17 protein-coding genes are annotated in these 15,281 nt (G+C 63.0%); 5 read left to right on the forward strand and 12 right to left on the reverse strand.

The annotated features are described in order from the left end of the window. The first annotated feature begins 137 nt into the window (after positions 1 to 137). The 3 genes from OX459_RS12470 to OX459_RS12480 are packed head-to-tail and all read left to right on the forward strand — an operon-like array spanning position 138 to position 3,006. Positions 138 to 1,154 carry a M14 family zinc carboxypeptidase gene (locus OX459_RS12470; RefSeq protein WP_289905266.1) on the forward strand — a complete coding sequence of 339 codons (1,017 nt, stop codon included), beginning with the start codon at positions 138 to 140 and terminating at the stop codon, positions 1,152 to 1,154. Then, the gene (locus OX459_RS12475; RefSeq protein ID WP_289905267.1) at positions 1,151 to 1,966 is read left to right on the forward strand and encodes an alpha/beta hydrolase; all 816 of its coding nucleotides are present in this window, start codon (positions 1,151 to 1,153) and stop codon (positions 1,964 to 1,966) included. The genes OX459_RS12470 and OX459_RS12475 overlap by 4 nt, the downstream gene beginning before the upstream one ends. Beyond that, positions 1,957 to 3,006 carry a serine hydrolase domain-containing protein gene (locus OX459_RS12480; RefSeq protein WP_289905268.1) on the forward strand — a complete coding sequence of 350 codons (1,050 nt, stop codon included), beginning with the start codon at positions 1,957 to 1,959 and terminating at the stop codon, positions 3,004 to 3,006. The genes OX459_RS12475 and OX459_RS12480 overlap by 10 nt, the downstream gene beginning before the upstream one ends. Positions 3,007 to 3,009: 3 nt before the next feature. On the opposite strand, the gene OX459_RS12485 is transcribed toward OX459_RS12480, so the two are convergent. Then, the gene (locus OX459_RS12485; protein WP_289905269.1) at positions 3,010 to 4,140 is read right to left on the reverse strand and encodes a YbfB/YjiJ family MFS transporter; all 1,131 of its coding nucleotides are present in this window, start codon (positions 4,138 to 4,140) and stop codon (positions 3,010 to 3,012) included. Continuing rightward, positions 4,137 to 5,009 (reverse strand): LysR family transcriptional regulator, encoded by an 873-nt coding sequence (locus tag OX459_RS12490; protein WP_289905270.1) that lies wholly within the window; start codon positions 5,007 to 5,009, stop codon positions 4,137 to 4,139. Before OX459_RS12490 ends, OX459_RS12485 begins: the two co-directional genes overlap by 4 nt. A gap of 87 nt (positions 5,010 to 5,096) precedes the next feature. Here OX459_RS12490 and OX459_RS12495 point away from each other — a divergent pair, with 87 nt between their 5' ends. After that, entirely contained in the window at positions 5,097 to 6,158 is a 1,062-nt protein-coding gene (locus OX459_RS12495; protein ID WP_289905271.1) for a nitronate monooxygenase, read from the forward strand. 20 nt (positions 6,159 to 6,178) lie between these two features. Here the strand turns inward: OX459_RS12495 and OX459_RS12500 are convergent, their stop codons facing one another. Then, positions 6,179 to 7,270, reverse strand: coding sequence for an agmatine deiminase family protein (locus OX459_RS12500; RefSeq protein ID WP_289905272.1), 1,092 nt, complete (start codon positions 7,268 to 7,270; stop codon positions 6,179 to 6,181). A gap of 22 nt (positions 7,271 to 7,292) precedes the next feature. Then, positions 7,293 to 8,447 carry an agmatine deiminase family protein gene (locus tag OX459_RS12505; RefSeq protein WP_289905273.1) on the reverse strand — a complete coding sequence of 385 codons (1,155 nt, stop codon included), beginning with the start codon at positions 8,445 to 8,447 and terminating at the stop codon, positions 7,293 to 7,295. A 130-nt stretch (positions 8,448 to 8,577) separates the two neighbouring features. Here OX459_RS12505 and OX459_RS12510 point away from each other — a divergent pair, with 130 nt between their 5' ends. Further along, positions 8,578 to 9,474, forward strand: coding sequence for a LysR family transcriptional regulator (locus tag OX459_RS12510; RefSeq protein WP_289905274.1), 897 nt, complete (start codon positions 8,578 to 8,580; stop codon positions 9,472 to 9,474). Here the strand turns inward: OX459_RS12510 and OX459_RS12515 are convergent, their stop codons facing one another. From OX459_RS12515 to OX459_RS12550, 8 genes are all read right to left on the reverse strand, one after another. Next, a complete protein-coding gene (locus OX459_RS12515) occupies positions 9,475 to 10,026 on the reverse strand; it encodes a phospholipase D family protein (RefSeq protein WP_289905275.1) in 552 nt (183 codons plus the stop codon). It lies immediately after the preceding gene. A gap of 120 nt (positions 10,027 to 10,146) precedes the next feature. Continuing rightward, complete coding sequence (locus tag OX459_RS12520; RefSeq protein WP_289905276.1) at positions 10,147 to 10,551, reverse strand: hypothetical protein; 405 nt, start codon at positions 10,549 to 10,551, stop codon at positions 10,147 to 10,149. Positions 10,552 to 10,678: 127 nt separating this feature from the next. Beyond that, on the reverse strand, positions 10,679 to 11,068 hold the full coding sequence (locus OX459_RS12525) for a hypothetical protein (RefSeq protein WP_289905277.1): 390 nt from the start codon (positions 11,066 to 11,068) through the stop codon (positions 10,679 to 10,681). Positions 11,069 to 11,162: 94 nt separating this feature from the next. Continuing rightward, entirely contained in the window at positions 11,163 to 11,480 is a 318-nt protein-coding gene (locus OX459_RS12530) for a hypothetical protein (RefSeq protein ID WP_289905278.1), read from the reverse strand. 75 nt (positions 11,481 to 11,555) lie between these two features. Next, on the reverse strand, positions 11,556 to 12,173 hold the full coding sequence (locus tag OX459_RS12535; RefSeq protein ID WP_289905280.1) for a hypothetical protein: 618 nt from the start codon (positions 12,171 to 12,173) through the stop codon (positions 11,556 to 11,558). A gap of 268 nt (positions 12,174 to 12,441) precedes the next feature. Beyond that, complete coding sequence (locus tag OX459_RS12540; RefSeq protein ID WP_289905281.1) at positions 12,442 to 13,254, reverse strand: hypothetical protein; 813 nt, start codon at positions 13,252 to 13,254, stop codon at positions 12,442 to 12,444. A 147-nt stretch (positions 13,255 to 13,401) separates the two neighbouring features. Continuing rightward, on the reverse strand, positions 13,402 to 14,451 hold the full coding sequence (locus tag OX459_RS12545; RefSeq protein ID WP_289905282.1) for a hypothetical protein: 1,050 nt from the start codon (positions 14,449 to 14,451) through the stop codon (positions 13,402 to 13,404). Between the two features lie 21 nt (positions 14,452 to 14,472). Next, positions 14,473 to 15,270 carry a hypothetical protein gene (locus OX459_RS12550; protein ID WP_289905283.1) on the reverse strand — a complete coding sequence of 266 codons (798 nt, stop codon included), beginning with the start codon at positions 15,268 to 15,270 and terminating at the stop codon, positions 14,473 to 14,475. Positions 15,271 to 15,281: the final 11 nt, after the last annotated feature.

Consider the following 15,281-nt stretch of genomic DNA (forward strand, 5'->3'; position numbering starts at 1 on the left):
CATCAACTGCAATAGCCTACACAGAAAAAATGACGGCTTCGTGACATCGCCAGCGTGCATAAATTTCGCCATGCGGGACGTCCGGCGCGCCACCTATTTCGGCTACACTGGCTGTCACTTTCCCTTTCAGACGCCTGATGATCGAAAAGAATCTGCCCGAGCTGGTCATGCTGAAGCGCCTCATCGACGAGGGCGGCAGCCACCTGGAAGTGTCCGCGCCCTGCAGCATCGCCATGGATGGGCGCGAGTTTCCCGTGTACTCCATCGCGCTGGGCAATCCGAGCCCCGACGTGCCCGTGCTGGGCTTTTTCGGCGGCATCCACGGCCTCGAGCGCATCGGCACGCAAGTCATCCTGTCATTCCTGGAAAGCCTGGTCGCGCGCCTGCGCTGGGATGCCACCCTGCATCAGCAGCTGGAAACCATGCGCCTCGTGTTCATGCCGCTGGTCAATCCGGGCGGCATGTGGCAAGCCACGCGCTGCAATCCGCGCGGCGTGGACCTGATGCGCAACGCACCCCTGAGCGCGCGCGAAAAAGTGCCGCTCATGCTGGGCGGACAGCGCTACAGCGCCCGCCTGCCCTGGTACCGGGGCGCGGCCGGGGGGCCGATGGAGCTGGAAAGCGCCGCCGTGTGCGACCTCGTCGAGCGCGAGCTGCTGTCGCGCCAGTTCAGCATCGCCCTCGATTGCCATTCCGGCTTCGGCTTGCGCGACCGTATCTGGTTTCCCCACGCGCATACCAAGGTGCCCATCGAACACCTGGCAGAAATCGGCGCGCTGGAAGAGCTGTTCAGCCAGAGCTACCCCAACCACAACTATGTATTCGAGCCGCAAAGCCGGCAATACCGCACGCATGGCGACCTGTGGGATTATCTGTACCTGAACGGCACCAGCTATACCGGGCGCGTGTTCCTGCCGCTGACCCTGGAAATGGGTTCCTGGCTGTGGGTCAAGAAAAACCCGCGCCAGCTGTTCAACCGGGTCAGCATCTTCAACCCCACGGCCGCGCACCGCCTGCAGCGCGTGCTGCGGCGGCACCTGGTGTGGTTCGATTTCCTCATGCGCGCTGCCAGCAGCCACGGTCGCTGGATGCCGGAAGGCTTGCTGCGCAAGGCACAGCGCCGGCGCGCCCTGGCGCAATGGTATGAATCATGACGCAGATCAACACGCACGATAACTGGGTCATGCTGCGCGGCCTGATGCGCGAACAGCGCCACTGGGGCAGCTTCCCCGCCACCCTCGCGCGCGCCCTGCCCGGCGCCCGCATCGTCACGCCCGACCTGCCCGGCAACGGCACGCGCCATGCGCAGGACAGCGCCACCCGCGTGGCCGACATGGTGGAAGACTGCCGCCGGGAGTTGCTGGCGCGGGGCATCCCGGCGCCCTACCACTTGCTGGCCCTGTCCCTGGGCGGCATGGTGGCCGTCGAATGGGCCAGCCGCTACCCGCAGGAAATCGTCCGCTGCGTGCTGATCAACACCAGCATGCGGCCGTTCAATCCCTTCCATCAACGCCTGCGCTGGCAAAACTACGGCGCCCTGCTGCGCCAGCTGCTGCTGGGCGATGCCGCCAGCCAGGAAGCATTGATCTTGCGCCTGACGAGCCGCCGGCATGCGGGCGGCACTCCCGCGCTGCTGGCCGACTGGCTCAGTTACCAGCGGGAATACCCGGTCAGCCGCCGCAACGCGCTGCGCCAGCTGCTGTCGGCTGCCCGCTACCGCGCTCCCGGCGTCCGCCCGGCCATGCCCGTGCTGGTGATGGCCGGCGCGCAAGACCGGCTGGTCGACCACCGCTGTTCGCAACGCCTGGCCCGCGCCTGGCAAGCCGATTGCCTGATCCACGGCGACGCCGGGCACGACTTGCCGCTCGACGAGGGGGAATGGCTGGCGCAGTCGGTGGCGCGCTGGCTGGGGGTGGCAGCGGCAGGCGATGAGCAGACCAACACGGCACAATCATCATGCCGATAGCCTATCGCACGGAGCAACTGACGGCGCTGGCAGAGGCCGGCGTGCACGAACACATTTTTCCAGGCGCGGCGTGGGCCGTCGGCACCGTCGACCATGGCGTGGCTGGCGCGGCCGGGCGGCTCACGCCGGAGCCCGCCAGCGCCGCGATGCAGGTCGACACCCTGTTCGATATCGCTTCGCTGACCAAGATCGTCAGCGTCTGGTCGCTGATCGGCAGGCTGATTGGCCGGCAACGCCTGCGCCTGGACGACCGGCTGGCCGACGTCTTGCCCGGCACGGCGGGCTACGCGCTGGCGCCCATCACGATTTTCCAGCTGCTCACCCACACGGCCGGCTTGCCGCTGCGCGCCCGGCTGCGCGCCAGCTATGGCGAGGTGTACGACGATATCGTGCGCGGCGTGCTGCGCGAGCCGCTGGAAGGCACGCCGGGCCAGGCTGTCGAATACACGGACCGCGCCGCCCTGATCCTCGGCTTTGCCATCGAGCGCCTGCTGGGCCAGCCGCTGGAACAGGCGCTTGCAGAGCATGTGCTGCAGCCGCTGGGCATGGCCGCCACGGGCTACGGCCCGCTCGCGCCACGCCACGGCCAGTTAATCGCGCCGACCGAGTATTGCGAACAGGCGGGCGCCCACCTTGCCGGCGTGGTGCATGATTTTTCGGCCCGCCTGCTGGGCGGCGTGTGCGGCATCTCCGGGCTGTTTTCCAACGTGCCCGACTTGCAGCGCTTCCTGCAGGCGATGCTGGCGTCGGGCCTGCATGGCGCAGGCCAGGTGTTTGACGCCGGCTGGGTGCGCGCCTCGCTGACGGTGCAGACGGGTTCGTTAAATCCCTCGCGCGGCCTGTTCTGGCACCCGGCGGCAGGCACCGGGCCGCAAGACGACGTCTGGTGCCACCAGGGGTTCACCGGCACGGCCATGTGGCTCAGCCCCCGGCGCGGCCGATATGCCGTGCTGCTGACGAACAAGCTGTATTACACGCGCGATTCCGCCCGGGTCAACGCGCTGCGGGGCGACTTCATGCGTTGCGCATTCGGCCTCTGAGGCTTACAGGCGCAAGCTCACCGCGATGGCCAGCAGCAGCGCGCCGGCCGCCGCCAGTAGTGCACCGTTGAAATTGTGCGACTGCGCATACAGGCTGCCGGCCAGCACGGGGCCGATAATCTGTCCGATGCCGTACACCACCGTCATGATGGCCATCATGCTGGCGCCCGCCTTGACAGCTGCCCGCTGCGCGGCCGGCATGGCGATGGTCACCGTGCCGACGAACGTGCCGCCGACGAGGATGGCGCTGAGCAGATAGCCGGCGGCCGAGGGCGCCAGCACGGGTAGCGCCACGCCCAGCGCCTGCAGCAGCAAGTTCAGCCGCAGCGCCTGGCGCGTGCCCAGGCGCTCGTGCAGCCGGTGCCACAGGAAACACGAAGGCGCCGCGCCCAGGCCGAACACGGCCCACACGTGGGCGGAATTGAGATTGGGCAAGGCCACACCCACCAGCACAGGCAGATAGGTGGCCGTGACGATGTAGCCGAGTCCCGCCAGTCCATAGATCAGCACCAGCGGCCAAGGCGCCACGGGCGCCAGCGCCGGCGCGGCCGGTGCGGGCGGCGCATCCGGGGTCGCCTGGCCGCTCACGGCAAGCGCTGGCGCGGCCGCCAGCCCCGCCAGCACGGTGACCCCGGCCAGCAGCAGCCACATGCCGGCGCTGCGCCAGCCCAGGTGCGACGCCAGCACCAGCAATTCGGCCGAGACGGCGATGCCGGCGCCCACGCCCGCATACAGCAGCGGCGCGCCGCGCGCCTGCCCGCGCTGCACCAGCAGCCACAGCGACGCCGCCACCATGGCCAGGGCGCTGAAGACGCCCGCCACGCCGCGCACCGTCACGATGAGCCAGACGGGCATCGGCCAGGCCAGCACGCCCAGGCACAGGGCCGTGCCGGCCACCGACCATAAACACAGCCGGTGCGCGCCATTTGCCCGCGCGCGCATGGCCAGGATGGCGCCCAGCAAGTAACCGGCATAGTTCGCCGAGGCGGCCAGGCTGCCGTCGCGCAAGGTCAAGACGCCTTCCTCGAGCATGTGCGGGTAGATGGCCGTGAAGGCGAAGCGGCCGAATCCCATGCCGATGGCGAGGATGACGGCCGCCGCGATGGCCGCGCGCAGCCTGGCCACCCCGCTCACGCCGCCTCGCCGAGCTGCGCCAGCAAGTGCTGGAACGCGGGCACGTCGAATCCCGCGCGCCACACCAGCACGGTGTCAATTTGCCCAGCGGAAATAGTCGCCAGGGTGGCCGGCGCGCCGGACAGCGCCAGCACGCTGGCAGGCAGCAGGGTCACGCAGGCGCCGGCCGCCACGCAGGCGATCATGCAGTGATACGAACTCATTTCCTGCACCCGCCACTGCGTGCTGCCGGCCAGGCCCAGCACCTCTTCCGCGATGCCGCGGTAGGTGCAGCCCTGCGGAAACGCCGCCAGGGAGCGCGTGCGCACATCCATGGCGCGGCGCGCCTGCGCTTCGCTGGCCGGCAGCAGCAGGCACAGTTCCTCGCGCCACACGGGCCTCGATGCCAGACCCAGCTCCGCCAGCGCGGCGGCGCCGCCGAATTCTGGCGGCAAGGCCACGAAAGCGCAGTCGAGCAAGCCCGTGCGCACTTGCTCGATCAGGGGCCGCGACGGCCCCGTGCTCAGCGCCAGGCGCGTCGCCGGATAGCGCGCATGATACGCGGCCAGCAAGGCCGGCAAGCGGCTGGCCGCCGTGCTTTCCATGCTGCCGACGCGCAAGGTGCCCCCCTCGCGCCCGCCCGTGACGACATGCCGCGCTTCTTCCGCCAGCGCCAGCAGGCGCTGCGCATACTCGAGAAAGCGCTCGCCCGCCGCCGTCAGGGCCATGCGTTTATTGGTGCGCACGAACAGTTCCGCGCCGATATCGGCTTCCAGCTGCTGGATGCGCGTGGTGACGCTGGACGGCGCGCGCCCCAGCCGCGCGGCGGCCTGGGTGACGCTCAGTTCACTGGCGACCGAGCAAAAAATCCGCAATGATTTCGAATCCATCGCATTCTCTTTTTAAAAATGATTATGCTATTATATTCTTAAAATACGAATCAAATGCAGCATCCTCAACTTCATGAAGGAATCATCATGACGTCAATCCAGCGTTTCCTCGACCGTCTCGGCTTGCAATTGCCCATCATCCAGGCGCCGATGGCGGGCGTTTCCACGCCGCGCCTGGCCGCCGCCGTGTCGAACGCGGGCGGCCTCGGTTCGCTGGGCATCGGCGCCGGCACCGTGGCACAGGCGCGCCAGATGATCGCGGACACGCGCGCGCTGACGGACAAGCCCTTCAATATCAATGTGTTCTGCCATGCGCCGGCCGTCAGGGATGCGCGGCGCGAAGCGGCTTGGCTGGCCCATCTGGCGCCCCTGTTTGCGGAACTGGGCGCGGCCCTGCCCACACAGCTGGAAGAGATCTATAAAACGTTCATCGGCGACGAGGCGGCGTTTGCCCTGTTGCTGGAACAGCGTCCCGCCGTCGTCAGCTTCCATTTCGGCTTGCCGACGCAGCAGCAGATCGCCGCCCTGCGCCAGGCCGGCATCTACACGCTGGCCACGGCCACCAATGTGCGCGAAGCAGCACTGATCGAACAGGCGGGCGTCGACGCCATCGTGGCGCAAGGCGTGGAAGCGGGCGGGCATCGCGGCGTCTTCGACCCGCAAGCGCCGGACGAGCGCCACAGCACCACCGTGCTGCTGCGCCTGCTGGCGGGCCGCACCGCCCTGCCCCTCATCGCCGCCGGCGGCATCATGGATGGACAAGGCATCCGCGCCGCGCTGGACCTGGGCGCCGCGGCCGCGCAGCTGGGCACGGCGTTCGTGCTGTGCCCGGAATCGTCGGCCAATGCAGGCTACCGGGCCAACCTGAAAAGCGGACGGGCGGCCAGCACCCGGCTGACCAGCGTGCTCTCGGGCCGCCTGGCGCGCGGCATGGTGAACCGCTTCATCGAATATGGCGAAGCGCCGGGCAGCCCGCCGCCGGCCGACTATCCCGTCGCCTACGATGCCGCCAAGCAATTGAACGCGCTAGCCAGCCAGCATGGCGACAGCGAATTTGCCGCGCAGTGGGCTGGCCAGGGCGCGCCGCTGGCGCGGGAAATGGGGGCGGCGGAATTGGTCGCCACCCTGGCGCGGGAAATGACGGCCTGACTTTTCCGGGGCCGCCCGCCTCACGCCGGCTGCTGCTGCGTGGTGCAATGGATGCCGCCGCCACCGGCCGCGATGGCGTCGATATTCAACTGCACGATGTCGCGCCCAGGGAATTGCTCGCGCAGGATGGCCCTGGTGTTGCGGTCGGCTGCCGCATCGCCAAATTCCGGGCACAGCACGGCGCCGTTGCAGACATAGAAATTGATGTAGCCGGCGGCGAAATCCTTGTTTTCATAGCGCGGACGGACTGACCTAGGTCCGGGCAAGACCACCACCTGCAGCGCACGGCCGCGCGCATCCGTGGCCTTGCGCAGGATGTCGAGGTGGCGCTGGGTGACGGCCCGTTCGGGCGACGCCGGGTCGCTGTCGTAGCCGGCCGCGACGACGCCGGGGGCGCAGAAGCGGGCATAGAAATCCGTGTGGCCGTCGGTGATGTCCTGGCCGGCGATGCCGGGCAGCCAGATGACTTTTTCGATGCCCAGCAGCCGGCGCAATTCACGTTCGCATGCTGCCTTGCCAACGCCGGGGTTGCGGTTGGCATTCAGCACGCAGCTTTCCGTGATGATGGCCGTGCCCTGGCCATCGACTTCGATGCCGCCCCCTTCCAGCACCAGGCTGCTTTCCAGCACGGCCACGCCGGCGCGTCCGGCCACGAAAGGGGCCACCCGCGCATCGTCGTCGTAGTCCTGTTTTTCGCCCCATCCATTGAAATTGAAATTCACGCCGGCCAGCGCCCCGCCCGCCTTTTTCACGAAGACGGGGCCCGTGTCGCGCATCCACAGGTCGTCGATGGGCTGCACCAGCAGCTTGACCTTGTTGCCGCACAGGCGAGCCGCCACGTCGTAGTCTTCCTCGTTGACGAGCATGTGCACGGGTTCGACGCTGGCGATCGCTTGCGCGATGCGCGCCAGGTCCGCCTGCGCGCCCGCCTTCAGGCGCTTGCCCCACACGTCGTCATTCGCGCCGAAAGCCATCCAGGTGGCGGCGTGGCGCTCGCCTTCGTCGGGCATGCGCCAGCCGGCGCCGGCCGCCAGCGCGGACATGGCCGGCAAACCGGCCGCGGCGCTGGCCGCCAGGCCCATGGCACCGTTCAGAAAATGTCGTCGTTGCATGCTGTTCTCCTGTGCGGCGCGCTTACGCCGGTTCCTGTTGCGTGGTGCAATGTATGCCGCCGCCACCGGCCGCGATGGGGTCGATATTGATCTGGATCACGGCGCGTCCCGGATACAGCTGCGCATACTGCGCCCTAGCGCTGGCGTCCGCTTGCGCATCGCCGAATTCTGGCAGGAAAATGGCGCTGCTGGTGGCATAGTAATTGATGTAGCCGGCGGCGAAGGTGTTCGGGTTGTTTCCAGGCCGAATTTTCTCGGGGCCATCGATGACGACGATCTGCAGCGGCCGGTTGTCGGCATCCGTGGCGCCGCGCAGAATCTCCAGGTGGCGCCGGGTCAGCGCGTAATCGTACGATGCAGTGTCCATCTCGCGGTGCGCCGCCACCACGCCGGGGCGCACGAAGCGGGCGTAAAAGTCCGTGTGGGCATCCGTGATGTCCTGGTTCTTGATGCCTGGCAGCCAGATCACCTTGCGGATGCCCAGCAGCCGCTGCAGTTCCACTTCGCAGTCGGCCTTGCTCCAGCCCGGATTGCGGTTGCTGTTCAGCACGCAGCTTTCCGTGATGATGGCCGTGCCCTTGCCATCGACTTCCAGCGCCCCGCCTTCCAGCACCAGGCGCGTGGCCAGCAGCGGCACCCGGGCCTGGGCGACGACCACGTCGGCCACTTGGCCATCCTTGCCGGACTGCTGCTTGTTGCCCCAGCCATTGAAGTTGAACTTCACGCCGGCCCGCTCGCCATTCGGCTTGCGCACGAAGACGGGCCCCGTGTCGCGCATCCAGACATCATCCATCTCGGCGGAAATCAGGTTCACGCGGGCGTCGAGCAACTGCCGCGCACTGGCCAGCTCGGCGGGACGCACCAGCATGTTGACGGGTTCGTAGGCGGCGATCGCATTGGCGATGCGCACCAGCGCCAGCTGCACTTGCGGCACTTGCGCGCGCGTCCAGACGGCGTTCGAGGCGCCATACGCCATCCACGTCGCCTTGTGGGCTTCGGCCTCGTCGGGCATGCGCCAGCCGTCGGTCTGGTTGACGCCGCCGCCGCTGATGATGGGCGGCACTGGCGCCACCGGGCCCGTTTCCGGCGTGCCGCCGCAGCCGGCCAGCATGCCGCCCATGGCCAGCGCGCTGCCGCCCAGCATGCAATGGCGCAAGAAATATCGACGTGTGTTCATATCCATCCTTGATTAGTTAGTCAGAGTGCCGCGCACCGTTTTTCAACGCGCTGGCATGGACGGCATTGTGGAGCGATCAAGATATGAAAACAAATGATATGATTTACGCCAATTCATTAGGTTTTCTCATATGTCAGAACATCGCATTCCCTCGCTGAAGTTATTGATGGGCTTTGAAGCGGCCGCCCGCCACGGCAATTTCTCGCGCGCGGCCGACGAGCTGCACGTGACGCAGTCGGCCATCAGCCATCAGGTGCAATTGCTGGAAGAACAAGTCAAGCAGCCGCTGTTCCGCCGCGCGGGACGGGGTGTGGAACTGACGGTGGCAGGCGAAGTGCTGCTGCGCAGCGTGCAGCGCTCGATGACCGTGCTGCGCAGCGGCCTGGGGCGCATCGCCACCTATCTCGATCCGGGATTGGTCGTGCTGGTGTGTCCGGCGCCCCTGCTGCACGGCTGGCTGCAACCCCGGCTGCGGGCGCTGGAAGCGCAGCTGCCCGAACTGTGCCTGCTGCTGTCGGTGGACGAGAGCGCCCGCTTCGTCGACGAGATCGACGTCGATATCGCCATCGGCGAGCGCCCCATCCTGCAGCCGGACTTGCAGGAAATCCCCCTGCTGCGCGATGAATGGGTGATGGTCGCCAACAGCGAGCTGGCGGCGCGGCTGGCCGGCGTGCCGCAGGATGCGCATCACCTGCACGCGGATCTGGTGTGTCTGGAAGAAAGCTTGACGGGCGACACTACGGCGCCCCTGTTCCTGGGCCCGCTGGCGCGCTTTCGCAAGCGGGCCATCTACGACGATGCGCGCCTGTTGCTGGACGCCACCCTGGATGGGCGCGGCATCGCCTGCCTGCCGCGCCTGCTGGTCGATGCCAGCCTGGCGCGCGGCCTGCTGCACGTGTTGCCCGATTATCCGCGCGTGCCCGGCGCCACGTGGTGGCTGTCGGGCGTGGCGGAACATCCGCGTTCGCCCATCGTCGGACAAGTATTCGACTGGCTGCGCGCGCAAGGCGCGGCGCAGGGGCAATGATCAGGGCTGCGGCACGCGCGCATAGTCGATGCCGCTGGCCCAGCGGTTTTCCCAATGCGCCAGATACGACTGCGCCAGGCGCTCGCTGTGCCACACGACGAGCACATTTTCGCTGTTGGCGGTGGCCGCATCGGCCGTGTAATTAAAGCTGCCGTTCTGCACGGTCACGCCATCTGCCACGATATACTTGTCGTGATGCAAGGCATAGCGGGAAATCAGGCGCGTGGGAATGCCAGCGCCGACGAGCCGGTCCAGCGCGGCCCGGCTGTTCTTGCGCGCGTTGCGCCGCGTATCGGCCAGCACCCTGACATCCACGCCCCGCTGCCGCGCCCGCAGCAAGGCCTCGACCACATGGGGCGAGCTGAACGAATAGGCGGCCAGCCGGATGCTCGACGCCGCGCTATCGATGACCTTAAGCACCAGCGCCTCCGCCCCGCCATCGGGGGAAAACGCGTTCTCGATGGTCACCACGGGCGCGGTGTCGGCGGCAAGCGCCGCTGGCGAAACGCCGTTAGCCAGGCACAGCGCAACAGCAAGTACGAAATTCTTCATCGCTGACATTTCCCTGTTTCAATAATCGGGGGTGGACGAACAAAAAATGTGAACGCAGCCTGCAGGCAGACTCGTCGCCTGGGCGACCGTCCGCTGTCGCCCCATTGCGGACATTGATACTTAAATTTGATGAGGGTTCGAACGGCCGTCCAGTTCATTGTTCCGTACAACTGGACGAAGGAGATAGGCTGTAATGCCGACGGTAAGACCAGCAGCGATTGCACCTAGCGCTGTGCGAGTCGGTGCATCCAGAAACATTATGTAGGGCACACCGCACCCGGCAATACAGGTGGCCAGCAGCAGCGGAGAATCATATTTGCGCAGGAGTATGAGTAATGGCAGGCCCACCAGTGCCAAACCCGCAAATGACATCGGAACAGCGAGTAGTACGGAAAAAAGAAGTCCGACCCCGACATCAGACGCGATACCTGCATCGGAGCTTCCGATACCTGCCAATGTGACTGCCGGGATACTCGACAGCGGCGCCAAAAACAAGGATTTCATAGGGAAGGGTTTGATCTTCATGGATCTTCCTGTGGTTTTTTGTATGCTTCTGGCCGGTTGCCGTCTTTGGCTGCTTCCGCCCCGTGGCGAATATATAGACGGTTGACAAAATACTTGCCAGCTGAAGGTGCGTAGCTTGTATCAACGGCTAGGTCTCGGCGGGACCGGCTGCGTCGCGAATCATTGGTTCGTGTTCTGAGAAAACGCTGACACATGTCCCAGCTGTGACAATGATCCACTCTCGCTGCTTCTGCTTATAGCCAAGCCGCCTATCTTCTTCCATCGCCCATCCGCCATCGAATACCTCAAGGACCGGATACCCAGAAGGAAAGTCCTCATCGGTCCAGTACTCGGCGAGCGGCACTTCATCCAAGAGCCTGAAGCCGCTCACCTGAGCAAATGTGACCTCGATTCCATCGTCCTTGTGATGGTTGCGGACGACACGTATTACCAATTGTCCATTGTAGGTAACTGAATGAATGTCCGCCCCCCATTCGAATTGTTCTCGGCAGCCAAATGGTCTAGCTTTGATTGGCATATACATCCTATTTCGCACGCTATGATTAACGTTACCGTACAACGATCTACTCATGATCAACGACCGCTTGTGGCCGATTGCTGCCGTCACAAGGCTATCGTAAATGGTCATCAAAACCCAGTGCGCGCGTCAGTTCTGGCAGTTTCGCACACAGGAAAATGACAACCACTAGCCCAATTGGAAGGCCAACATACAGTAGGGCACCTTCCTCAGAAACCTTGAAAAAATACCTGACCAATCCAGCAGCGAGTAAACCCCAGAAAAGAAACGCTGCAATCAAACTAGAAACAATTGTCACCCACTTCCTAAACTGCTCAAAGCGGCGCTGGCGAGGCGATTGGAGTTCATATCTTTCCATCTCATTAGTCCCGTAAAATTTCCTCTTTTTCACTTCTCGTAGTGCAAGGCGCATCAACTATTTTAGCAACTCGAACGGCTGTTTCTGGCCGATGGCGGTCGTCGGCAGGTTCAGCCCCATTGCTGACGTTTAAAGAAGCTGCTTAATGCGTCGCAAAGCGCGCGATCCAGCAACTGAAACTTGAGGATGAACGTGGTCAGCACATGTGATGGCGATCGGCAGAAGAGCCTTTGACGGTCGCTTTTCGATTTCCATGGCAACTGCCTCACCCAGAAAAAAGTCGTCATCATTGGCGAGCAATTGAAGCAACGGCAGATCTCCAAGGTCCAGCGAAGGCAGAAGGCTGACGATTAGGTCATTACATTCCTGACGGTGGAGCGCGTGAATGAAATTTGCTAGTGCCGCTTGGTCCCTCGCAACAGGACTCAAACGCGGATGCAGGTCAGATACAGACAGCCCTTCGGCTTGAGCCTTACGCACGGAGTCTAAGAAATCAGTCACGCTTTCAAACACCATTCGCGAATCGCCGTCGTGCGAAAGAAAAAATACACCTCCAGCCAATGGCTCGACCGTAGTTAAAAAATGATGGTTACTTGTTTTTTCGTCATCCAACACGTAGCCGTGGAGTTCCCGCACTGCCGGATGAAACGCAAAAAGTTTACTCTGCTCTAGCACCGTCTCCGCGTCAAAGAGCGAACTGGATGTCCAGTCGGCGCACTTTAGCTCATCGAAATACTTTTGCAGCATAGAATCCCTTGGCGATACTGAACGTCCAAAATTGGACGCCAGCGGACTGTGAGCATAACGAATTACCACGCGAGAAAAGTCACAAATTATCACCTCAACGTGAATGTCTGCTTCTGGCCGATTTCAGCCAACCACTCCACCTTCAAAACAAACCGGAACCCCACGACGTCGTGCATCACTGCTACGTCTCTCTACATACTCTGGGAGCCTGGCACACCGCATCAGTTCATTTTTTCGACTTCTGACCATTTGAATACACCAGCACACCTTACTCGTTGAACTGCTGGGTACTCAGCAGCACGCCCTTATCACTGTAAACCTGACGAATGCTTACCTTACCGTTGAGATGGTAACTATTTTGCACACCCACGGGCTGGCCATCGCGCCATTGCCCTCGGAACTCCAGCTTGCCATCACTAAAATAGGTAGTTGCTACGCCGTGTACGCGGCCATGCTCATCTAGCTCTACCTGCGATTTGACATTGCCATCTCGATCATAATAGCGGTAACCGCCAACCATCTTGCCAGAAACAAAATCGGCTGCATTGGTCTGTCCGGAGATTCGTACCAGATCGCTCTTGATGGTATCGAAAATCTCCACCTTCCAAGTGCCGGGCAACGCTGCTTTTGGTAAGGGCAGCACCAGCACATAAGGCGAGCGATGCTTGACCTGCGGCATCAGCTGTTCGTCCAGGTAGAGGCGCGCCTTGCCGTCGGGACAGGAGTCCGGGCCACAGTCGGTCATCATGCGCGCAAACGGAATGGCCTCATCGCCGGCTTTCCCGACAGGGCAGCCAAACAAGGTCACGACCATTGCTGTCTTGTCACGGATGCGCTCGGCGAGTGCGGGTCTGAGGCTCGCATACTCATCTTTGTTTTCCAGCATCCCCTCTTTTATGCGCAGCTGATTGCCGCCGCAGGCCGTAGATTCCGCCACGGTCAGCACATCGGCGCCTTTGCTATCTTTCTCGTTAGAAATAGCCGTAAACACGTGTCGCTGAATAATATCGGCCTGCGCCACTACTGGCCACAACAGCATCGCACCTAGCGCCACGCATATCATTTTCTGATTTTTTTTCAAGTACATCTCTAATCAAGTGCATCTGTAATATTGACTGGGTTAGCGGAAAAGTGCTTTCCCATGGCCGCTTGTGGCTGCTGTCATTGGCAGGTTCCGCCCCATTGTGCCGCCCGAAATCACATTCAACGTCAAAGTGATCGCTGCGCTTCAGTCCGTCAAATGCAGCATGGTGTTATCCATCTGCTTCAACTTTGCTTCGATCTGATCCAAAGCATGTAGCTTTTCTTCGCGATGAGACCAGTCCCCCGCAGCCAGCGCCTGGGCCCTTTGCTGCCCGATAGCGTCCAATGCCAGTTGTCGCGCCTGTTGGTTGCATGCCGCTCTTAACTTTATATCCGCAAATGCGAGAGCAATCGACGCTTCGCAGCGCACGTCATCGTCCATGGCGTGTATGTCGGCGTATCCCCATTGCTTTGCCAGTTTCTCGAGAAATCGAATTGGTGTGACGTCCTTGTGCGTCTTGTGCCAATCGCGATAGCTCTCCAGAAGATCAGCGCCAGTATCATTGCCGTTCGGCGAGAAATCATCCGCGCAGTTCCAAAAAAATGGATCATCCAATATCTCGCGTGCCTTGGGATGAAAGTCTTCCCAGTCGATTCCCAACTGCTCCCAGGCCGACATTCCATCACGCTTGGCTTGTGCCGCTGCCTTCAAGCCGGATGCCAGGAGTTGCAGAGCTTCCTCCGAATCCGGGACGCGTTTCCTGGCAGCTTCACAGTGGTCCAGAAATTTCTCCAAGCTAAAATCATCAGTGCGCTTCAATCGCTTGCTCAATAGCCCTAATGCATGGATGACTTCATCCACACCTGCTTTAAAAAGTGGCAAAGACAATGTTGAAGAATGCGTCCAGTCCCGGCCTTCCATCAATTCGCTGGCGATAGCGATCTCGACCTTGCCCTTTGCTCTTCGATAAGTGACCTTCGGTAGCGTTGCGCGGAAATTATTGTGCCTCTCCAACAGAGATTCCAGCGTCTTCTTTGCCGGACCAGAGTCCCTGAAGTGAAGCGTGACCGCAATTTCCTGAATCGCGCCGCCAAAACTGCCGCTGCCCGCGAGAAGAAAATCCCCGATCGGAGACAACGTTGTGTGACCACCGTAGCAATTATAGGAATTTGCGACTACATGGAAATCCATTGAATACTGCCTTTCATCCGAAATTTCAATTGTTCTGAATGTCGATATATATTGCTTGTTCACCTCAAGCCAGCCATGCCGTGGCTACGGCAACCGGTGCCGGAAGGTCGGTTCGATGTTGCGCGCATGCAGCCAGCGCACGATGTCTTCCAGGGTGGCGTCCTGCAACAGCAAGCCTGGCACGGTGGCGGAAGATGCAACAGGCGATGCGGCCACGGGAACAGGCGCTGGCGAAGACTCCGAAAGGCCCGCATGTCCCTGCAGCTTCGCCAGCGCCTGCGCGAACTGGGCTGGGTTGATGCTGCGCAAACTTTCCAGGAAGCCCAGCTGGGCGGATGGCGGCGGCGGCATGTCCAGGCCCGGCTCATCGACGAAGGCGGCGCCCATGCTGGGGTGGATGAAGGCGGCCCACTTGCCCGACGGCTGCAGGCTTGGCGGCAGCGCCACCTGTTCCACGTCGGCGGGCGGCGCGGCGGCAAGAATGTCGGTCGAGGCAGGCAAAAAGGTCGAGCGCAGCAGTTGCACGAACTGGCGCGCCTGGGCGACGGGCACGGGCGTGGCCAGCGACAGCCATAACTGGAACGCCGTGCCCGAGATGCTGACGGCGGGCGCCGGCAAGTCCAGCTCGTGTTGCACGGCATTGGCGATCGTACACAGCGCGCTCCAGTGCGCCTCGCCGCCGCCCTTGCCGCCAAACTCCAGCACCAGCGCGCGCGTCAGGCCACTCCCGGTCACGAGTCGCACCGCTACCGTCTGCTCGCCCGACAGATGGCGCGCCAGCACGGCCGGCGTCAGCGGCTGCACGCCGCCCTCGCCATCGACATAGTGCTGCTGTTCATCGAACAGGTACAGGCGGGTGAGTTCGGAAATCAGTTTATGCATGGACGGCCTCG

It is taken from the genome of Janthinobacterium sp. SUN026, from assembly GCF_030397625.1.
Classification (GTDB): Bacteria; Pseudomonadota; Gammaproteobacteria; order Burkholderiales; family Burkholderiaceae_D; genus Janthinobacterium; species Janthinobacterium kumbetense.

Bases quoted from the DNA above. Each gene is read 5' to 3' on its own strand.
- OX459_RS12470 (WP_289905266.1), top strand. From the start codon at position 138: ATGATCGAAAAGAATCTGCCCGAGCTGGTCATGCTGAAGCGCCTCATC.
- OX459_RS12520 (WP_289905276.1), bottom strand. From the start codon at position 10,551: ATGAAGATCAAACCCTTCCCTATGAAATCCTTGTTTTTGGCGCCGCTG.
- OX459_RS12480 (WP_289905268.1), top strand. From the start codon at position 1,957: ATGCCGATAGCCTATCGCACGGAGCAACTGACGGCGCTGGCAGAGGCC.
- OX459_RS12525 (WP_289905277.1), bottom strand. From the start codon at position 11,068: ATGCCAATCAAAGCTAGACCATTTGGCTGCCGAGAACAATTCGAATGG.
- OX459_RS12505 (WP_289905273.1), bottom strand. From the start codon at position 8,447: ATGAACACACGTCGATATTTCTTGCGCCATTGCATGCTGGGCGGCAGC.
- OX459_RS12495 (WP_289905271.1), top strand. From the start codon at position 5,097: ATGACGTCAATCCAGCGTTTCCTCGACCGTCTCGGCTTGCAATTGCCC.
- OX459_RS12515 (WP_289905275.1), bottom strand. From the start codon at position 10,026: ATGAAGAATTTCGTACTTGCTGTTGCGCTGTGCCTGGCTAACGGCGTT.
- OX459_RS12500 (WP_289905272.1), bottom strand. From the start codon at position 7,270: ATGCAACGACGACATTTTCTGAACGGTGCCATGGGCCTGGCGGCCAGC.
- OX459_RS12530 (WP_289905278.1), bottom strand. From the start codon at position 11,480: ATGCGCCTTGCACTACGAGAAGTGAAAAAGAGGAAATTTTACGGGACT.
- OX459_RS12475 (WP_289905267.1), top strand. From the start codon at position 1,151: ATGACGCAGATCAACACGCACGATAACTGGGTCATGCTGCGCGGCCTG.
- OX459_RS12490 (WP_289905270.1), bottom strand. From the start codon at position 5,009: ATGGATTCGAAATCATTGCGGATTTTTTGCTCGGTCGCCAGTGAACTG.
- OX459_RS12550 (WP_289905283.1), bottom strand. From the start codon at position 15,270: ATGCATAAACTGATTTCCGAACTCACCCGCCTGTACCTGTTCGATGAA.
- OX459_RS12535 (WP_289905280.1), bottom strand. From the start codon at position 12,173: ATGCTGCAAAAGTATTTCGATGAGCTAAAGTGCGCCGACTGGACATCC.
- OX459_RS12510 (WP_289905274.1), top strand. From the start codon at position 8,578: ATGTCAGAACATCGCATTCCCTCGCTGAAGTTATTGATGGGCTTTGAA.